The organism is Vreelandella sp. L-25, from assembly GCF_056857535.1.
Window position 1 is genome coordinate 17042 of the sequence record NZ_JBSXNH010000034.1, and the last position, 19777, is coordinate 36818.

Consider the following 19777-nt stretch of genomic DNA (forward strand, 5'->3'; position numbering starts at 1 on the left):
TTTAGCGATATCACTTTTAGCTTAGCTGATTCAGCGGCTTAGCACCCAACATACCGCTCGGGGCATCGCGCAGGTGGGCTAAACGGGGGTGCTGCCAAATAGGCGGCGCGGCGGTACGGGGCACCGAGCTCATGCTGCCAGGCGCGGCATAGCTGCCAGGAAAGTGGAAATCACTGCCCAGCGAGGCGTATAGCTCCCGCTCTACCAGCTGGCGCGCCAAATCACGGGTGGCGTCTGGGTTTTGCTGGCCGCTAACAAGCTCTACGCCTTGACCACCGGCTTCCATAAAGGTATCCATCAATAGGCCGCGCTTGCGCCGGGTAAGCCCGTAGCGCAGCGGATGGGCCAGCACGGCCACACCGCCAGAGGCCACGACCCAGCCCACTGCTTCGCTGATTTCCGGCCAATGGGCTTTAACATCGCCTTTTTTGCCGCTGCCCAGGTAGCGCTTAAACGCGCCAGCCCAATCGGCCACCACACCTTCTGCTACCAACGCTCGGGCAAAATCAGGCCGCCCCAGCGGGCGGTCGCTGCCTGCCTGGGCGCGGGCTTTTTCCAGCGCGTTGGGTAAGCCCATTTTTTCTAAACGCTCGGCGATCACTTCAGCGCGCTTGATACGCGCTTCCCGCTGCTGCTCAAGCCCCTCTATCATCGGCCCCTGCAGCCCGCCGGGCATTAGCGCTACCACGTGAATATTAATTCCCTGCCAGCGGGTGGATAACTCACATCCCGGCACCAGGCAAAGCCCTGCCTGCTGGGCGGCGCGGCTCGCTTCTTCCACCCCTTCCATAGTGTCATGGTCGGTGAGCGCCATGTGAGTAAGCCCACGCCCAGCGCATAGGGTTACCAGATCCGTCGGGGAAAGCGCCCCATCAGAAGCGGTTGAGTGCATGTGCAGGTCAACCGAGTAGCGCTGGTCGGCATCGAATGCGGTAGGCAGTACGGAGGCAAGAGCGTTAGGAAGTAGTGGCATTAGCATGACGCCGTGTGGCGAGTTTAGAATAGGCGTGTTGAACACGAACAAGCTCGCCATGGTGCGCGCTAACCGGAGTGCGGTCAATGCTATGGCCGATACGTTACCCCTGCCTTCAAGGAGTTATCCCCATGCTTTACGCCATTATCAGTGAAGATGTTGCCAACAGCTTAGAGCGCCGCTTAGCAGCCCGCCCCGACCACTTAGCGCGGCTTGAAGCACTGCGCGATGAGGGGCGGCTTATTCTGGCCGGCCCGCACCCCGCCATTGATTCCGACAACCCCGGCAATGCGGGCTTTAGCGGCAGCTTAGTGGTGGCGGAATTCGATAGTTTAGAGGACGCCCAAGCCTGGGCAGATGCCGATCCATACATCATCGCTGGGGTCTATGCCAAGGTAATTGTTAAGCCGTTCAAAAAAGTTTTGCCTTGACCAATAGGGGCGAGCGTGGAGGGTCCGCCCGCTTTTTCACAGAGCCTGTGGAAAACTCTGTGAAAACTCGGCGGACGCTTTTCTATAAGCCAGAGATAGCGCCCCGATTAACAAATTGATCATTTTTTAACCAATTATCGCCACCACGGATGCCCGCGTGACTCAACGCCCTGCTCAACCCCCTAGTGCTCTACCTCCACTTGAGGCGTTAACCGCCCCACAGCTGACGTGGAACGACACTTCTCCCCATTCAGACGCCTTCGACGACGTCTATTTTTCCCGTGAGGATGGGCGTGCAGAAACCGAGCACGTTTTTTTAGGGGCCAACCGACTTCCCGAGCGGTTTGCGGCTTGGCAGGAAGCACGGGCCTTTGTGATTGGCGAGACAGGCTTTGGCACCGGGCTAAATATACTGTGCGCCTGGGCCTGCTTTGAGCAGCACGCCCCAAAAGGCGCACGGCTGCATCTGTTATCCACAGAAAAATTTCCCCTCGACCGGGAAGCGCTTACCCGCGCCCTAAGCGCCTGGCCGTCGCTGGCCAGTTATTCACAAGTGCTGTGCGAACTATGGCCAGAGGCGGTAAGCGGCATCCACCGTTTGCACCTAAGCGAGCGCGTCACCCTCGACCTGCACTTTGGCGACACCACCGAGCGGCTGAACCTGCTGGAGGGCCAAGTGGATGCTTGGTTTTTAGATGGCTTTGCCCCCTCTAAAAACCCGGATATGTGGCAGCCGGAACTGTTTGAAGCCATGGCGGCCCGTTCCCGCCCTGGCGCCACCTTTGCCACCTTTACCTGTGCGGGCATCGTCAAGCGCGGGCTGAAAGCGGCGGGGTTTCACTGGAAAAAAGTGCCTGGGTTTGGCCGTAAGCGGGAGATGCTAGCGGGCGGTATAGAAGCACCGCCCACAGATACGCGGCGCAACGCGGCGCCCTGGTTCACGCCCCCCGCCCACCGCGATGCCAACCACGTGGTAGTGATTGGCGCGGGCATAGCGGGCAGCAGCGTAGCGGCAGCGCTGGCTAAGCGCGGCAAGCAAGTCACGGTGGTTGAGCGTGACGCCCCTGGCGCGGGCGGCTCCGGCAATCGTCAAGGGGCGCTCTATGTGAAGCTGGCAGTAGAAACCAACCCCCAAAGCCGTGTTTACCTAGCAGGGCTGCTATACAGCCAGCGCTGGCTGGGCCAACTGGCCGCCGCTTTTCCACAGGAGCCGCCGCTCTGGCAGCCTTGTGGCGTGTTACAGCTCGCGCTAAGCGATAAAGAGGCTAACCGCCAGCAGCGTTTTCTGGCCAATCATCCGCTGCCAGAATCGGTGGTGTCTGCACAGACCAATGCGCTAAGCGAGCTGGCGGAAGTACCGGTCTCTGCAGCCCACGGGCTATTTTATCCCCAGGCGGGCTGGGTTCAGCCCAAAAAGCTCTGCGAACAGTTGTTGCAGCACGCCAATATCACCCTACGGCAGGGCGACGTCAGCGAGCTACAGCAAGCCCAGCAAGCCTCCCAAACGGCGCAGTGGCAGGTCACGCTGGCCAGCGGCGAAACGCTGCAGGCTGATCATGTGGTCGTGGCTACAGCATCCCTGGCTAACCAGTTTGCTCAAACCGCCGAGCTGCCGTTGCAGCAGGTGCGCGGCCAGGTCAGCGAGCTAACGCTGCCAGCAGGTACGAAGGTGCCCACTAAAGTGGTATGTGCGGGAGGCTATGTATCACCACCGATGGATAACGTACTGACCTTTGGCGCCAGCTTTGTGCCCAATAACGCCACAACGCAAGTGGTCGAGGAAGAGCACCAGCGCAATATTGATGAGCTACGCCAAGCGCTGCCAGAGTGGGTCGCCGCGCTAGAGGCAGCTGGCGTTACGTTAAGCCCAGAAGCGCTGGAAGGCCGGGCTGCAGTGCGAGCCGCCAGCCCCGATAAAACCCCTTACGCCGGGCCGGTGCCCCACACAGCCGCGTGGCAGCGGGATTACGCAGTGCTGCGTAAAGATGCCTCGAAAGTGCCGCCTGTTAATGGCGAGCACCATCCAGGGCTGTGGATCTCCACCGCCCACGGTTCCCGAGGGCTGGCCAGCGCGCCGCTGTGCGCGGAGGTTATCGCATCGCGCATTTGCGATGAGCCGCTTCCCATCGAGCAGCCATTGGCTGACCACCTTCACCCAGGGCGGCGCATCATTAGCGCGCTGGTGCGGGCTCAGTAATCGCCCTCTTCTTCATCATCTGCTAACTCTCGCCCAAAGGAGCGCCACTGGGCGAGGGTCATCACTTCGGTCATTTCCAGCTCTAGGTCGTGGGCAATGATCAGCTCGTGTCGGTCAAGCTGCTGCTTAAGCTCAGCGACCCAGCCGCTCATGCCTTCGCCGGTATCGGTGGTGTCGTAGCCTTGTCGAGTAACAAACGCTTCCAGCAGCGCGGTTAAGGTTTCTGACGGCAGCATCCGCGCGGGCACTTCGATAAATCGGCTCATTCGCTTTGCTCCCAAGCGGCTAAACGCTCAATAAAGGTGGCTTCGTCGATCACTTCAACCCCCAACTGCTCGGCTTTGGTGAGCTTACTGCCTGCAGCTTCGCCCGCCACTAGGCAAGTCGTTTTTTTAGAGACGCTGCCCGCCACCTTGGCCCCCAGCGCCTGAAGCCGCGCCTTGCCTTCGTCACGGGTCATGCTCTCCATGGCACCGGTCAGCACCCAGGTTTGGCCCTCTAGCGGCGTGGGGCCTTGGGTGACTTCTGACTCTTGCCAAGTAATGCCCGCCTCAATCAGCGCTTGGAGTGTTTCCAGGTTATGGGGCTGGCGAAAAAACGTGTGGATATGCTTGGCAACAATGGGGCCTACGTCATTCACCGCTTCCAGCGCCGCTTGATCGGCGTCTTGCAGCGCTTGCAGCGTGCCGAAATGGTTGGCGACGTTAGCAGCCGTGGCTTCGCCCACCTCACGAATGCCCAGCGCGTAGATAAACCGCGCCAGCGTGGTCTGCTTGGCCTTTTCCAGGGCGTTAACCAAGTTGGTGGCGGATTTTTCGCCCATACGCGGCAGGCTCTTTAACTGCTCCACGCTGAGATGGAAGAGATCGGCAGGCGTTTTCACCCACTCCTGATCCACCAACTGTTCAATCAGCTTCTCGCCCAGGCCGTCGATATCCAGCGCTTTACGGCTGGCAAAGTGCTTCAGCGCCTCTTTACGCTGGGCAGCGCAGTAAAGCCCACCAGAGCAGCGTGCCACCGCCTCGCCTTCCAGGCGCTCGATATCCGAGCCGCACACGGGGCAGTGGTCGGGGAAGGTAATCACACGGGCATCCGCCGGGCGCTTCTCTTCATCCACTCGCACCACTTGTGGAATCACATCCCCTGCGCGGCGAATGGCTACCGTATCGCCAATCATCACGCCCAAGCGAGTAATTTCATCGGCGTTATGCAGCGTGGCGTTAGAGACCGTCACTCCCGCAACGGTGACCGGCGCAAGGCGCGCCACCGGCGTAATCGCCCCGGTGCGACCTACCTGAAACTCCACATCGTTGAGGGTCGTGACTTCTTCTTGGGCAGGGAATTTAAACGCCACCGCCCAACGCGGGGCACGGGCAACAAAACCCAGCTCTCGCTGGTGGCGCAGGTCGTTGACCTTAATCACCACACCATCAATGTCATAGCCAAGCTGGTCGCGTTTAGCGCCTAGCTGCTCGCAGTAGTCGGCTACCGCGTCGGGGCCGTACATCGTGGTTAACTCTGCACTAGTGCGAAAGCCCAGAGTGGACAGCCGTGCCATCAGCGCACTGTGGGTGGCATCGCCCAAGTCTGGCTCCAAGCGTGCTGCTTGGTAGGCGTGGAACTCCAACGGGCGGGTCGCCGTAATGCGCGGGTCGAGCTGACGCAGGCTGCCAGCCGCAGCGTTGCGCGGGTTGGCAAATACTTTGCTGCCCTCTTCTCTGGCACGCTCGTTGAGCGCTTCAAAGCCGGAGTGGCGCATAATCACTTCGCCGCGCACTTCGACCAACTCAGGCACGTTTTTGCCCATGAGCTTAAGCGGCACCGAGCGCAAGGTACGCAGGTTAGAGGTAATGCCTTCCCCCGTGCGACCATCCCCACGGGTCGCACCGCTGACCAACACGCCCTGCTCATACACCAGCGATACCGCCGCGCCATCCAGCTTCGGCTCGCAGCTAAACTCAATCTCTTCCGACTGACACTCCAAGCGTTCCGCCACGCGTTCGGCAAAGGCCACAATATCGTCACGACTAAAGGCATTATCCAGCGAGAGCATCGGAATGGCATGGGCAACCTCGGGAAAGCCCTCTGCCGGAGCGGCGCCGACTCGCTGAGTGGGCGAGTCGGGGGAAATCAACTCGGGGTGCTCGCCCTCTAACTGCTTTAAGCGCTGCAACTTACGGTCGTAGTCAGCGTCGGTTAACGTTGGCTCGTCTAGCACGTAGTAGCGGTAGTTGGCGTCATCCAGATCAGCGCGTAGTTGGCTGATCTCTTCCAGCAGGGTGGGGTCAGGCTGACTCATTCAGAGGTTCCGAAGACAAATAAAACAGGTAATTAGTAACAAAAACACCCGCCTTCTTGAGGAAGGCGGGTGTTCGCACAACGCGGCGTTTAGCGAGCCTGCATATGGCGGTGCAGGCGGTGGCGACGCTCAAATTCATGAACACGCTGCCGGGCAAACTCGATGGTTTGCGCCGTCATCACGCTGCGGTTTTCATCTTTAAGCTCGCCGCCCATGTGGCGTACCACCACCATGGCCGTTTCGACCATTGCTTCAAAAGCAGCCGAGCTATCCACCGCGCCGGGCAGGGGCATTAAGAAAGTGATCCCAGGCGTTACAAACTCATCCATCTCTTCGATGGGGAAAGTGCCGGGTTTGAGCACGTTCACCATCGAGAACTGCAGCTCGCTATTGGGGCTTTCCGTTTCAAAGCGATTGAAGACGCCCATCGCGCGGCAATAGCGCAACCCACAGGCCATCATTAGTTCAAGCAACTTGTCGCCATCAAAACCTTCGGGATCACGCGACAGCACGCTAATGACTACCAACTCGTCAGCATTGGCAAGCGTCTCTTTGGCGTGCTCGCCGTTCACGTCATGACGCAGAGCTTTTTCCAACGTAGGGTGCGCGCGCACAACGCCTTGGGCTGCATAAGCGTCATCGTACTCGTCATCAACGCTCTGGTAGTGATCTTCATAGCGGCTAGCGCTGTTTGCGTAGCGCTCTAATTCAGACTCGGCATGCGCCTGCTGCACGGCGTCGCGCTGGGCGGCAGCTTCATTAGCAGCAGCGGCTTCGCGAGCTTGAGCTTTTTCTTGAGCGATACGCGCTTTTTCCGCTTCAGCGGCCTGCCTCGCTTCACGGCGCTGCTCGGCTGCCAGCGCTTTGCGTTCGGCTTTCTGTTTGGCTAAAGCTTCAGCACGCTTGGCTTTTTCAGCTTTTTTAATGGCCTTCTCTTTACGGCGCTCAATAATACGCCGCTTGAAGGAACGGCCAATGCCTTCAAAGTCGACCAGTCGGTACTCATCAATTTCGTCGTCATCTAACTCGTGATCGCCCACCGTGTCGGCGCGCAACTGGCGGCGCTTGGGTGCGTCGGAAGCGTGCTTGGCAAATACCGCATCTTCAGGCTCGGCGCGAAGCACCGGCTCGGGCTCAGGAGTAATATCTGGCTCAACGGCCGCTGGCTCTTCAGGAGCTTGGTTGCTTTCCAGCTCAGCATGGAGCTCTGGTGTATGAGAGGCGTTTAGCTCAGCGGTGTTCGGCTGTTCGCTAGGTGCTTCATCAGTGGCGGAGAACGACGCAGGTGCTGTACCTGTTTGCTGAGACTGGGGGGCTTCGTCTTCCATGGCACTCATGGACGACTCCGGGGTCGCTGGCTGGGGGGTCTCTGCTTTCGGGGCCTCTTCACGAGCTGTAAAGACACTTGGCTCACGGCGTGGCGGTTCGCGCATTTCGTTTCTGGTTTCAGCAGACGCATCAGCTGTTGCTGACACATTAGCAGTAGCTGCCTGGACAGCCGGCTCCGCCTTGTTAGATTTCGCTGCTGCAGGTTTTGGCTTTCCTGAGGGTTTGGTAACCGAGCGACGGAAATCAGACAGCACCCTAGAAGGCCCTGGATGCTCTTGGCGCTCTAACTTGGGTTTTTGCCCCAGCCCACTGTAATCGGCGGGCTTGACCACCCGAGCACCGCCGTTTGGCAGCTCCCAATTGATCTCGGCTTCTTTCGCCTCGTCGTCTAACTCTTCCAACTTCGCGGTAGGCAAATCTTTTACCGCTTGGTCTAGCCGGGGCACACGACGCTGACGCTGGAGCCTACGCACACCGTCGACAACGATTAGCGAAACCAGTGCCAGTCCTAGAATGATTAACCACTCTCTTAATTCCATGTCGAGCATTCCATGGGTCATCTAACCGGTTACTAGGGCACAGTGAGCGGCACTGCGCCAGAATATGGGAACCTTCTTATAAATCGATATTTAGCACCAAGCATAGCGCGGTTGCTACGAAAAGAGCCAATTTTTGCTGATTTTCACACGTTTGAGCCGCTAAGGGAGCTTTTTAGGCGATTTTTTCGACCTTATCAACCATCAAAAGTGCCCTTTCCGCGTCATTCCATCTCTGATACGGGTGGCCAAACGCGGAGTGCCGTGTGAGGCCGCTACCCACTCAGTTCACCCTATTTAAACGTTATGCTAGTGAATGTTTTTCACTATCGCTAGTTTCTTATGAACGCATTGCGCTTTAACAACAGGTAATGATTCGCAAGCGATAAGCGGGACTTAAGCCTATACGGCCGCGACGACCCCACCGCCAACACCACGTTTTTTCAACAACTTGCTGTTATCAAAGCATTTCGTGGGCATGGCGTTACTATCCGCTTGCGCTGGCGCACCCAGGTGACAGGCACGCCTTGGCAAATAAGGAAACTCTAGGGAAGTCGCAACACGGCGCAGCCATGAGCCACACGCACTATTCGACCAACTCAGCGGCCTCATCGATACCCACGGAAACCAAACGTGAAACGCCGGGCTCTTGCATGGTGACCCCCATCAGGCGCTCGGCGGCTTCCATGGCAATCTTGTTGTGGGTGATATAGATGAACTGCACGCTTTCGGACATCTCTTTCACCAGCTTGGCGTAGCGGCCAACGTTGGCGTCATCCAGCGGAGCGTCGACCTCATCCAGCATACAGAACGGGGCCGGGTTGAGCTGGAAAATGGCAAAGACCAGCGACAGCGCAGTTAGGGCTTTTTCCCCACCGGATAGCAGATGAATCGTGCTGTTCTTCTTACCCGGCGGGCGGGCCATGATGGCCACGCCGGTTTCCAACAGGTCATCACCGGTCAGCGTCAGCCACGCCGCCCCACCGCCAAACACACGGGGAAAGAGCGTTTGCAGACCGTTATTGACCTGATCGAACGTCTCCCGGAAACGGACGCGGGTTTCTTGATCGATCCGCTTGATCGCCCGCTCCAGCGTTTCCAGTGCTTCGGTGAGCTCGGCATGCTGGGCTTCTAGGTAATTACGCCGCTCGGCCTGCTGATCGTACTCCTCGATGGCCGCAAGGTTGATCGCCCCCAGGCGGCGGATTTTTTCCGAGGTACTTTCCAAACGCTCTTGCCACGCAGGTTCGCTGGCATCGCTGGGCAGCGTGCTGGCGAGCGCATCGGCATCGTGGCCTAGTTCTGCTAACTGCTCATCCTGGGTCGCTGCTTTGAGCGCTAGTGCCTGCACGTCCATGCGGCGCTGCTGGAGCTGTTCGCGACTCTGTTCAAGATTGCGCTCGTGCTGCTGGCGGGCTAACTCATCGTTGCGCAGCTGCTCGGCCAGCGCCTGGGCCTGTTGGCGCGTTTCATTGAGCCGTCGTTCCTGCTGTTCGCGCTGGTGGAGCAGCTCTTCGAGCTCCTCAGCGGCCAGCTCGTCGGGCTCGACCAGCATTTCACGGGACTCTTCCAGCTCGGCAATACGCAGTGAGAGGCGCTCTTCGGTATCGCTTGAGCGGGACTGCTGCGCGCGCAGGCTGTCGCGCTCGGCTTTTAAGCGCTCACGCTCCAGGGCCAGCGCCTGCTGACGCGCTTTGAGCGGGGCATGCTGTTGATTGAGCTGCTCACGCTGCTCACGCTGGCGGTGGCGCTGTTCGGCGCTGGTTTCGCGGGCTTCTGCGGCGGTTTCCAGTTGCTCCATGGCCGTGTGCCAACGAGCGCGCTGCTCTTCTAAAGTAAGCGTTAACTCCGCCTCATCTTCTTGCAGCTGGGCCAGTTCGTCGTCCAGCTCCGTGGCGCGACTGGAGAGATGCTCAAGGCGTTGGGCAAGCCGCTGCTCTTGCACCGCTAGTTGTTGGCGGGTGGCCGCATGGTCACGCTCCTGCTCCGCCTGCTGCTCACGGGTCAGTTCTAACGTTTCAATCGTCTCGTTGGCGGCTTCGCACTGTTCATCTAAGAGTGCCAGCGCCTCTTCCGCCCGCTCACGCTCTGCGGCCAGCTCCTCATAGCGGCGACGCGTCACCAATAGCGCATCGACACCCTCGCCGTTCGACTGCTGGTGCAGCCAACCGCGACCGCGCCATACGCCGTCTTGGCTGACCACACTCTCACCAGGGGCAAGCCTAGCCAGCAGCGCCTCGGCAGCCTCGGCGGTATCCACATAGTGAATACTTGCTAACCACTCTGTTAGCGCGCCTGCGCCTTTCACCAAATCGCTGAGGCGATTGCCTGGGCCCGCCGTGGCTGTGGAAGGCGGCGCTTGATCAATCAAGCACCACTCCGTCGCCAGCGCTTCGGGCAGCGCGTTTAGCTGATGGGCAGCTACCAGTCGGGCGTTTAACCAAGGGGCGAGTAGCCAGGAAATAACCCGCTCCCAGCCTTGGCTGACCGAAATGGCTTCACCCAAGCGGGGTGCATCGGCGAGGCCATGAGCGGCCAGCGTTTCGCTTAGCTGAGGGTCGTGATCGGCCAGAGCGGCATCCATCAGCGCCTGCAGCGAGGCAAGTTCACCCTGCTGCTGGCTCAGCGCAGCGCGCTGCTCGTCGCGGCAGGTTACCGCTTGCTGGTAGGCGCTTTTGGCATCGCTGTAGCGCTGCTGCCACTGCTCACGCTCCACTTGGAAGGCGTCGGCACGTTGGTCGGCTTCTTCCAGGCGGGCTTGGTATTCGGCGTGCTCGTTTTGTAGCGCGGTCATGTCGGCCAGCTCGCCGCGCTGCTGGCGGCGGCGCTGCCCTTCTGCCTGCAGGCGGGCAATACGTTGCTCTAAGTCGCGCAGTTGGTCTTGGCTACGGTCGGCATCGCGGCTGGCCTCGCGCCAGCGGTTTTCGGCGTCGGCCCACTGCTGTTCGGCGGCTTCCAGCGCTGGCGTTGCGTCGGCCAGGGTCTGATCGAGCATTTCGAGCTGCTCTTCCAGCACTTCATGCTCGGGCAGCAGCTCCTCAAAGCGCTCATCGATCACCGCGAGCCGCTCCTGGTCGCCCTCGCTGACCTGGCGCTGCTCGTCGAGATCCCGTCGGGCGGTGGCAATGTCATTGGCCAACTGCGCTTCGCGGCTGCGGCGGTGGGCCTGGTCCTGCTCTAAGCGGGCAATGCGCGTGGTGGTTTCATAAAACTGCTGCTGGTGGCGGTCCAACACGTCGGCCAGCTCGTCGTGCTGTTCGCGGGCCTGCTCCAGGCGGGTTTCGCACTGACGCACGCCAAACACGTCTTTTTCGACGGCAATTTCCAGCTCGCGGACACGGCTCTCTTGGTGAGACTGTTCGGCCCGCAGGGTTCGGCCGCGCAGCAGCGCCAACTCGCCTTTTAAGCGATACTCTTGCTGTTTGAGCTCTTGGTAACGCTTGGCGGCTTCCGCTTGGCGCTTGAGGCGTTCGAGCTGTTTATCCAGCTCTTCGCGAATATCGTCCAGGCGCTCCAGGTTCTCCTGGGTGCGCCGCATGCGGTTTTCGGTTTCCCGACGGCGCTCTTTGTACTTGGAAATCCCCGCGGCTTCTTCGAGGGTGGCGCGAAGGTCATCCGGGCGCGCTTCGATCAGCCGCGAGATCATCCCCTGGCCGATAATGGCGTAGGAGCGCGGGCCTAGGCCGGTCCCCATGAACAGGTCGGCGATATCCCGGCGGCGGCACTTCTGGCCGTTGAAGAAGTAGTTGGACTGGCCATCCCGGGTCACCAGGCGTTTGACGGCAATTTCTGAGTACTGGGCGTATAAACCGCCCATGCCGCCATCGCGGTTATCGAACTTCAGCTCGATAGAGGCCTGCCCTACCGGCTTACGCCCGGTAGAGCCGTTGAAGATAACGTCGGCCATGGATTCGCCGCGCAGGGTTTTGGCGGAGGACTCCCCCATCACCCAGCGCACGGCGTCGATAATATTGGATTTACCGCAGCCGTTGGGCCCAACGATGGCCGTCATGTTGCCATCGAAGGGCACGGTGACCGGATCGACAAAGGACTTGAACCCAACGAGACGAATAGAGGTTAAGCGCATTGCGACCCTTGGCAGAAGTTGCTTTCGTGGGTTTTATTCAAAAACACGGTTAATAACGACATTGGCCGCATCGTCTTCGCTGATAGCACCTACGCTGACGCTCTCCAAATCGCCAAACAGGTCGCCCGGCTGCGGCGTGGCCTGCCCAGATTCTGAGACACGCACCACCAAGCGTGCTTCACGCACCTGGGAGATTTGCGCTTGCGGCGACATGGCGGCGGTATCGTCCAGCACCACGGTCATCGGCAGATCGGCAACCTGTGCGCGGATCACTGCCAGCGGCGGCAGCTCGCCGTCGATGTCCCGTGCGGTAATGAACACCGTCGCATCGTCGCTGACACGGTCTGCCAGCGCCTCATCCAGCGAGACGCTCACCCGCACGCCTTGGCCCTGAGCGGCGGCAGATGGCTCCGGTGCGACACCCATGCGCTCTTGGGCCACACGGATACCATCACGCAGGGAAGCAGCCGTCTCTGGGTCTGAAATATTGGCAACGGCACGGCGCCAACGGTCGACGGCCGTTTCATAATCACCGTTATCGAAGGCGTGAATGCCCAGAAGCCCCAACACGGTGGGCTGACGGGGGTCTAGTTCAAGCGTTTCATCGACCAGCGCCTGTACCTCGGGCGTTAACTCCCGCTCGGCCATGAAGAAGCGGAGCTGCGCCAACTGAGCGAGCAGCGGCGGAATGCGCCCTTCGATGGCGATCAAGCGCTCCAGCGCATCGACTGCTTTGTCAGGCTGACCAGTATCCCGGTAGAGTGGAAACAGCGAGCTCCACACGTTGGGGTTGTTAGGCTGGCGCTCGGCTTCGGCTTCCATGCGCTCCAGGAACATCATCAACGAGCCTTCCGGGTCGTTTCTGATCTCTTCTTGAATCGCGTAGAGCGTCAGGTCTCCTTCGGCACCGTTTTGCTGATACCAAAACGTACTGGCACCCACCACCGCTACCATGACCAGCGGCACCACCAGCCGTCCAGCGCTCGCAGCTTTCAGCGGCCGCTTGGCCTGAGTGGCAGTGTCTTCCAGCAGGCTGCGCTCTAGCTCTAGGCGATCTTCATTAAAACGAGCGTCGTCGATGTCGCCACGCTCGCGTGCCGCTTCCAGGGACGCCATGCGCCGCTGGAAAATCGCCACGTTCTGCTCGGCAGACGTATCGTTGGCTTCAAAGTGATCTAGCTGGTCGCGCAGAACGCGGGCACCGCGCATGGGGGCAACTAATAGCCACAGCGCGGGCAGTAACAGTAAGGCAATCGCTATCCAGAGCGGTGTCATGAAGACCTCTCGCGGTTAATCAGGGCATCCAAGCGGGCGCGTTCTTCTGCGCTCAACGCTTTCGCAGATGCATTGCGGCGGGCGCGTACCATCAGCACGACGACCAGCATGCCTAGCACCACCAACCCAATGGGTAGCCCCCACAGCAGGTAGGTGCGGTTTTCCAGGCGCGGGTTGTAGAGGATGTACTCCCCAAAGCGCTGCACCATGTGGTTGATGATTTCGATATCCGACTGACCGTCTTGAAGCAGCTGATAGACCCGCTCGCGCATATCACCAGAGATCGGCGCGTCCGAGTCATCGATCGCCTGGTTTTCGCATAGCGGGCAGCGCATGGAGGAGGTCAGATCACGGTAGCGCTGCTCCATCACCGGGTCGTCGAACTCGCGGAGTTCAATGCCTGCCGCGACAACGCTGCCTGCCAGCGTTAGCAGAACAGCAGCGAACACCCAACGCATTAACGCCATTTTTCCACCTCCGGCAGGATGCGCTCGCGAACGTCTTCAGGTGACACGTAGCCTTTATGGTGGTAGCGAATCACTCCATCGGCATCCACCAAGAACGTTTCCGGTGCGCCGTAGACGCCAAGATCGAAGCCCAGGCTGCCTTCAGGGTCGAAAACATTCACTTCAAAGGGGTCGCCAAACTCGCTTAAAAACTCTAAGCCTTTCTCGCGGGTATCTCGGTAGTTGATGCCCACCATACGGATGCCGTTATCAGCGAGTTCTAACAGCTGCGGCATTTCCTGCTTGCAGGCGGGACACCATTCGCCCCATACGTTGACGAGCGTGACCTCCCCTGTCAGCAGCGATTGATCCACCTGACGGTTGGCATCCCGCAACGTGGAGGCTTCGAACGCAGGAAAATCCCGCGCCATCAGCGCTGAGTCTCGCTGTGAAGGGTCGCGCCCCAGCCCTTGATAGAGAAACAGCGCGATGCCCACAAAACCGATGGGTAAAAGAAGCAACAGCAGGCGGCGTGTCATACCGTGGCCTCCTGTGACGGAGATTGATCAATACGTGAGGATGCAGGTTGGCGCGCGGCTGCGCGGCGGTAGCGCTTATCCGCTACGGCCAAGATGCCGCCGAAGGCCATGAGCAGGCCGCCTAACCACAGCCAGCGCACAAACGGCTTGTACTGGACGCGCATGGCATAGCTGCCGTCGCCCAGGTCTTCACCCATGGCCACATAGAGGTCGCGGAACAAACCAGGGCGCAGCGCAACTTGGGTCATGGGCATGCCGGTGGCGAGGTAAAGGCGCTTCTCGGGGCGCATCACGAAGCTGCGTCCCTCGTCCCCGCGCTGTACCTGAATGATCGAAGTATCGGCCAGGAAGTTGGGGCCACGTCGGTTGGTGAGTTCCGTCATGGTGAACTGATAGCCCGCCACTTCCACGGTGGTGCCCGGCGACATGCGCACGTTGCGTTCGATGTTGTAGTTCGAAACGACGGCAACGCCCACGATGGTCACCGCAATGCCCACGTGGCCCAGCACCATTCCCCAATAAGAGAGCGAGAGCTTGCGCAGCCCGGCGACAAACGAGCTGGCGTGACGGGTCTTGTCGAACAGGTCGCGCACCATGGGCAGCACGATCCATAGCGCCGACACGATTCCCAATGACACCCACAAATTCCATTCGCCGCCGTAGACCAACGGCATGGCTACACCCAGCACAATGGCAGCTGCCGCCGCGAGACCTAGCTTACGCCACAGCTCACGACCACTCATGCTTTTCCAACGCGCCACCGGCCCCAAGCCCATGAAGACACACATCACCACGGTGAGCGGTACGAACAGCGCATTGAAGTAAGGCGGGCCTACGCTGATTTTACCCAACCCCAGAGAATCCAGAATCAGCGGGTACACCGTGCCCAAGAGCACCGTGACGGTCATGATGACCAAAATGATGTTGTTGATCAGCAGCAGCGAATCCCGCGAGAGCCAGTTAAAACCGACCTTATGGCTCACCCGCGGCGCACGCAGGGCAAACACTAGCAGCGATAGCGTGACGGTAATCGCCAGCAGCATCAAAATGAAGAAGCCACGGGTGGGGTCATTGGCAAAGGCATGGACCGAGGTCAGTACGCCCGAGCGCACCAAGAAGGTGCCCATCAGCGACAGCGAGAACGTCGAGATCGCCAGCAGCACCGTCCAGCTCTTGAACGAGCCACGTTTTTCGGTCACCGCCAGCGAGTGAACCAGTGCCGTGCCCGTTAGCCAGGGCAATAGCGAAGCGTTCTCCACCGGGTCCCAGAACCACCAGCCGCCCCAGCCAAGCTCGTAGTAGGCCCACCAGCTGCCGAGTGCGATCCCGACGGTGAGAAACGCCCAGGCCACGTTGGTCCAGGGGCGCGCCCAGCGGGTCCAAGCGGCGTCTAAGCGCCCGCCCAGCAGGGCGGCAATCGCGAAAGCAAACACCACCGAAAAGCCCACATAACCCATGTAGAGCATCGGCGGGTGAACCACTAGGCCAAAATCCTGCAACAGCGGATTCAGGTCCGCGCCATCCTGCGGCATGTTGGGCAGCAGGCGTTCAAAGGGGTTGGAGGTCATGAGAATGAAGAGCAAGAAGCCCACACACACCATGCCCATGATGCCCTGCACCCTGGCCACCATGTCGCGGGGCAAGTCGCCCGAGAAGACCGATGCCGCGAATCCCCAACCCGCCAGCATCAAGCTCCATAGCAGCACCGAGCCTTCATGGTTACCCCACACGGCGCTGAATTTGTAGTACCAGGGCAGCAGAGAGTTGGAGTTGTTAGCGACATTAGCCACGCTGAAATCGTCCAGCATGTAGCTGGCGGTCAAGCAGAGGTAGGCAATGGTCACAAACAGGAATTGGCCGATGGCCATGGGACGACCATAGGCCATCCACAGCGGGCGACGCGTGGCAGCCCCGGCAAGCGGCATCACCGCCTGAACCACCGCCATGAGTAGCGCGATAACCAGGGCAAAGTGGCCGATTTCAGGAATGATCTTAATCAACATGGGTGCTCCGAATTAGCATCAGGCTTTATCGCACAGCGTGCGTGCAGTCGTTAATAGTCGCTTCCTTCTGGGGAGCCTTCCTGCTCTAGGCGCTTGCCCACTTCGGCAGCTTTCGCTTGAAAGTCGGCCGGGGAGTAGCCTGCTTCTTCCAGCGCCTGCGCCACTTCGGGCGGCATGTAGTTTTCATCGTGGCGCGCCAGTACTTTATCGGCGTAGAGGCGGCCATCGGCCTGCAGTTCGCCGACCACCACCACGCCCTGCCCTTCACGGAATAGGTCCGGCAGAATACCGCTGTAGTAGACCTCTAGATCATCCACGTAGTCAGTTACCACGAACTCCACATCCAGGCTTTCCGGGTCGCGGGACACAGAGCCCTCTTTGACCATGCCACCCGCGCGAATTTGGCGCTCCATAGGGGCATCGCCTTGGGCAATTTGTACCGGGCTGAAAAACAGATTGATATTGGCGCGCAGCGCATACAGGGTGAGCCCCACCGCAATGGCGGTGAGCGACAATAGCCCTAAGATAACAAACAGCTTCTGTTTACGTTTAGGCGTCATGGTGAACGTCCTTCTGAGCAGAGTTAACTGGCTCTTGCAGGGGCTGCGCGTGCGATGGCTGAGCGTTGCGCTGGGCATTTTCACGACGCGCCCGGCGCTTTACCACGTTGAGTAGCTGGCGGCGTTCCTGACGTGCGTGCCACACAATCACTAGCATCAACAGCGCAGTGACTCCCCAGGCAGCCCACACGTAAACCGCGTGACCGCCCATGGCAAAAAATTCGTTTAGCGAGGAAAAGGCCATTAGTTCGTCTCCTCGGCAAGCTCGCGCACCCAGCGCTTGTTGGCTTCACGACGCAGAATTTCGCTACGCGTGCGCATCAGCGTGAGCGCAATGAAAAAACTGTAAAAGCCCAACACCATGATGAGCAGCGGCGCCCACATATCCATGGTCATGGCAGCGCGGCCGGTAATCGTAAAGGTGGCGGGCTGGTGAAGGGTGTACCACCAATCCACTGAGTACTTAATAATCGGAATATTGATCACGCCAACCATCGCTAGCACAGACGCGGCACGGGAGCCGCTATCGCGGCTGCTAAACGCACCGCGCAAGGCAATTACGCCCAGGTAGAGAAACAGCAGAATCAGCATGGAGGTAAGCCGTGCATCCCACATCCACCAGGTTCCCCAGGTGGGCACGCCCCATACTGCGCCCGAAAAAAGCGCTACGAAGGTCATCGCGGCACCCAGCGGGGCCATCACGGTGGCGACCATATCCGCCACTTTGATCTTCCAGACCATGAATACCAGCCCGGAGACCGCCATGGAGACAAAGATGGATTGGGCTAGGAATGCGGCGGGTACGTGGACATAAATGATGCGAAAACTATTGCCCTGTTGATAGTCCACAGGCGCAAAGGCCAACCCCCAGACGGTGCCTACCAGCAGCAGTAGCGTCGCCGCCACCCAAAAAAGTGGCTGCAGCTTGGCGCTAATGGCATAGAACCACTTGGGTGATCTTAGTTTGTTGATAAAGGCCCACATGGTGTTCCCGTCCTCTAACCGTTAATGCTGATGCGCAGCGATGCCGCAATGGCCCAGGGAGCCAACATCAGCGCCAGCGCTAACAGTGCGCCTAAAATCGCCAGATGCGCGGCAATGCCCTCGCCAAAAATAGCGGCTTGTACGGCACCTGCGCCGAAAATTAGTACTGGTATATAGAGCGGCAGCACCAGCAGCGAGAGCAGCACACCGCCACGGGCCAGCCCTACTGTTAGCGCCGCTCCGATCGCCCCAATTAAGCTCAAGCTGGCCGTACCGAGTGCCAACGACAGCGCTAGCACGGCGTAGCTTCCCGCTGGAAGCGACAGCATGATGCCCAGCAGCGGTGCCATCAGTGCCAGCGGCAGCCCCGTCAGCAACCAATGTACCGCCACTTTTGCCAACCCCAGCGCCGCCAGCGGCTGGGGTGCCAGTAATAGTTGTTCCAGGCTGCCATCGTCGTAGTCGCTGCGAAACAGGCTATCCAGCGAAAGCAGTGCCGCGAGCAGTGCGGCCACCCATAAAAGCCCTGGCGCAATGCTTGCCAACAGCTCTGGATCCGGTGAAATACCAATGGGAAACAGGGTAATCACCAGGGCAAAGAACACCAGCGGATTGAGCACTTCGCCACGACGGCGCAGCATCAGGGTGAGGTCGCGTTTGAGGGTTGCCTTTATGGCCACCAGCAGACCGCCCTGGGGAGCATGGATAGCCACCTCTGGGGTGCTCAGTTGAGCGTGTGAACGTTGCAACGCTGTCTCCTTCTTACCCCAGCTGAATGCGCCTAAGCACAGGTGACTCGGTCAACGCGTGGTGAGTAGTGACCAGAACGCAGCCGCCAGACTGCGCATGCGCCACCAGCTGCGCCTCTAGCGCCGCCACCCCTTGGCGATCAATCGCGGTGAAAGGCTCGTCGAGCACCCACAGCGCCCGCTGGGTCAGGGTCAGGCGTGCCAGCGCCACGCGCCGCTGCTGCCCGGCGGAAAGCTGGCCGGCAGGAACATCTTCAAACCCCGCCAACCCAACGGCAGCCAACGCTGCCTCACGTGCAGGCTCGCTGCCCTTTTCTCCGCTAAGCGCCTGATACCAAGCTAGATTTTCCAGCGGTGACAGGCCTGCTTTCACGCCTGGGGCATGACCTAAATAGAGTAAATTGGCGAGAAAATGTTCACGGGCTTGGCGCATGGGTTCGCCATTCCAGTAAAGCTCGCCACGGTAATCGGTTAATTGCCCGGAGAGTATTTTCAGCAGGGTCGTCTTGCCGCTGCCGTTGGGGCCTTCAATGCGCACAATCTCGCCGCTTTGAATATCGAGATCGAGCCCTTCAAACAGCCAACGGTCGTCGCGTTCACAGGCCAATTGTCGGGCTTGCAGGCACAGGCTCAAAAGACACTCCAGGCACGTTGATTTTGGGTCGAACTCTACACGGAAAGGCCCTTTCTCGCCAGTCACGCTCTGCGGTCTTGGGTCGCAGCGTGACCTGTCTCAATTTCCGCGTAAGAAACCCAGGTGTGAGACAGCACTAGCACTGTATGCAAAAACAGGCTTATACTGTAACAACTGTATAAATAGACACCACAGAATAAAACTACAGCTATCGACTCAATCAAACGCCTTGGCAACGGGCGCTGCATGGGAGAACACACTATGACGATTTGCCTATCCCCTCAGGTAACGTCTCACGTACCTTCTTACGTACCCTCTCAGACGCTGTCTCAACCGGTAGCGCCATCGACGCCTACCCCACTAGCGTCTCGCAGCGCCTCATCACATGCGCGCCAAGCGTGCACACCCCCTCGCGTCACACGTCGCAACACCTACGCCCTGCGTATTCGCGGCGATCGCATGCGCGACTGCAACCTCTTCGACGGCGATGTCATCATCATTCATCGCCACCAGCACGACGCTCATCAAGAAACCGTCGTAGCAACGATTAACCAGCGGGAAGTGGCGCTGAAGCAGCTCTCTATCAGCCGTTTAGGCATTCATTTATGGCCCGAAGATGCAGCGATGTCCGAAGTCTTCCTGCATAATTGTGATATCCAGGTGCTGGGCATGGTAATGGGCGTAGCCCACCACGCAACGGAAACCCGGCACCATTAACGTTATCCACCCTGCTGA

17 protein-coding genes are annotated in these 19777 nt (G+C 59.5%); 3 read left to right on the forward strand and 14 right to left on the reverse strand.

What is annotated here, in order from left to right; all coding sequences use genetic code 11:
* Positions 1 to 16: 16 nt before the first annotated feature.
* Positions 17 to 973 carry a PHP domain-containing protein gene (locus AC13CN_RS02560; protein WP_058579621.1) on the reverse strand — a complete coding sequence of 319 codons (957 nt, stop codon included), beginning with the start codon at positions 971 to 973 and terminating at the stop codon, positions 17 to 19.
* A gap of 131 nt (positions 974 to 1104) precedes the next feature.
* Between AC13CN_RS02560 and AC13CN_RS02565 the strand changes: the two genes are divergently transcribed.
* Both AC13CN_RS02565 and mnmC read left to right on the forward strand, forming a co-directional pair.
* Positions 1105 to 1404, forward strand: coding sequence for a YciI family protein (locus tag AC13CN_RS02565; protein ID WP_054641335.1), 300 nt, complete (start codon positions 1105 to 1107; stop codon positions 1402 to 1404).
* Between the two features lie 157 nt (positions 1405 to 1561).
* A complete protein-coding gene (gene mnmC, locus AC13CN_RS02570; protein ID WP_253557159.1) occupies positions 1562 to 3601 on the forward strand; it encodes a bifunctional tRNA (5-methylaminomethyl-2-thiouridine)(34)-methyltransferase MnmC2/FAD-dependent 5-carboxymethylaminomethyl-2-thiouridine(34) oxidoreductase MnmC1 in 2040 nt (679 codons plus the stop codon).
* Here the strand turns inward: mnmC and AC13CN_RS02575 are convergent.
* The 13 genes from AC13CN_RS02575 to ccmA all read right to left on the reverse strand — a co-directional run bounded on the left by AC13CN_RS02575 (position 3595) and on the right by ccmA (position 19042).
* Positions 3595 to 3867 (reverse strand): YheU family protein, encoded by a 273-nt coding sequence (locus AC13CN_RS02575; protein WP_054641334.1) that lies wholly within the window; start codon positions 3865 to 3867, stop codon positions 3595 to 3597. The genes mnmC and AC13CN_RS02575 overlap by 7 nt on opposite strands.
* Positions 3864 to 5900, reverse strand: coding sequence for an NAD-dependent DNA ligase LigA (gene ligA, locus AC13CN_RS02580; protein ID WP_044629985.1), 2037 nt, complete (start codon positions 5898 to 5900; stop codon positions 3864 to 3866). The genes AC13CN_RS02575 and ligA overlap by 4 nt, the downstream gene beginning before the upstream one ends.
* A gap of 89 nt (positions 5901 to 5989) precedes the next feature.
* Entirely contained in the window at positions 5990 to 7768 is a 1779-nt protein-coding gene (gene zipA, locus AC13CN_RS02585) for a cell division protein ZipA (protein WP_213262837.1), read from the reverse strand.
* Between the two features lie 583 nt (positions 7769 to 8351).
* Entirely contained in the window at positions 8352 to 11852 is a 3501-nt protein-coding gene (smc, locus tag AC13CN_RS02590; protein ID WP_253557158.1) for a chromosome segregation protein SMC, read from the reverse strand.
* A gap of 33 nt (positions 11853 to 11885) precedes the next feature.
* Positions 11886 to 13127 carry a c-type cytochrome biogenesis protein CcmI gene (ccmI, locus tag AC13CN_RS02595; protein WP_062361579.1) on the reverse strand — a complete coding sequence of 414 codons (1242 nt, stop codon included), beginning with the start codon at positions 13125 to 13127 and terminating at the stop codon, positions 11886 to 11888.
* Positions 13124 to 13594, reverse strand: coding sequence for a cytochrome c-type biogenesis protein (locus AC13CN_RS02600; protein WP_062361584.1), 471 nt, complete (start codon positions 13592 to 13594; stop codon positions 13124 to 13126). Before AC13CN_RS02600 ends, ccmI begins: the two co-directional genes overlap by 4 nt.
* Complete coding sequence (locus AC13CN_RS02605) at positions 13585 to 14112, reverse strand: DsbE family thiol:disulfide interchange protein (protein ID WP_058579615.1); 528 nt, start codon at positions 14110 to 14112, stop codon at positions 13585 to 13587. The genes AC13CN_RS02600 and AC13CN_RS02605 overlap by 10 nt, the downstream gene beginning before the upstream one ends.
* On the reverse strand, positions 14109 to 16115 hold the full coding sequence (locus AC13CN_RS02610) for a heme lyase CcmF/NrfE family subunit (RefSeq protein ID WP_058579616.1): 2007 nt from the start codon (positions 16113 to 16115) through the stop codon (positions 14109 to 14111). The genes AC13CN_RS02605 and AC13CN_RS02610 overlap by 4 nt, the downstream gene beginning before the upstream one ends.
* Positions 16116 to 16165: 50 nt before the next feature.
* On the reverse strand, positions 16166 to 16675 hold the full coding sequence (ccmE, locus tag AC13CN_RS02615) for a cytochrome c maturation protein CcmE (protein ID WP_044629992.1): 510 nt from the start codon (positions 16673 to 16675) through the stop codon (positions 16166 to 16168).
* A complete protein-coding gene (gene ccmD / locus AC13CN_RS02620) occupies positions 16665 to 16919 on the reverse strand; it encodes a heme exporter protein CcmD (RefSeq protein ID WP_044629993.1) in 255 nt (84 codons plus the stop codon). Before ccmD ends, ccmE begins: the two co-directional genes overlap by 11 nt.
* Positions 16919 to 17659 carry a heme ABC transporter permease gene (locus AC13CN_RS02625; protein ID WP_062361588.1) on the reverse strand — a complete coding sequence of 247 codons (741 nt, stop codon included), beginning with the start codon at positions 17657 to 17659 and terminating at the stop codon, positions 16919 to 16921. The genes ccmD and AC13CN_RS02625 overlap by 1 nt, the downstream gene beginning before the upstream one ends.
* A 14-nt stretch (positions 17660 to 17673) precedes the next feature.
* Positions 17674 to 18408, reverse strand: a complete 735-nt coding sequence (gene ccmB, locus AC13CN_RS02630; protein WP_054641333.1) for a heme exporter protein CcmB — start codon at positions 18406 to 18408, stop codon at positions 17674 to 17676.
* A gap of 13 nt (positions 18409 to 18421) precedes the next feature.
* Positions 18422 to 19042 (reverse strand): cytochrome c biogenesis heme-transporting ATPase CcmA, encoded by a 621-nt coding sequence (ccmA, locus tag AC13CN_RS02635; RefSeq protein WP_044629996.1) that lies wholly within the window; start codon positions 19040 to 19042, stop codon positions 18422 to 18424.
* Positions 19043 to 19303: 261 nt separating this feature from the next.
* On the opposite strand from ccmA, the gene AC13CN_RS02640 reads away from it, so the two are divergent.
* The gene (locus tag AC13CN_RS02640) at positions 19304 to 19759 is read left to right on the forward strand and encodes a LexA family protein (protein ID WP_228169011.1); all 456 of its coding nucleotides are present in this window, start codon (positions 19304 to 19306) and stop codon (positions 19757 to 19759) included.
* Positions 19760 to 19777 lie beyond the last annotated feature (18 nt).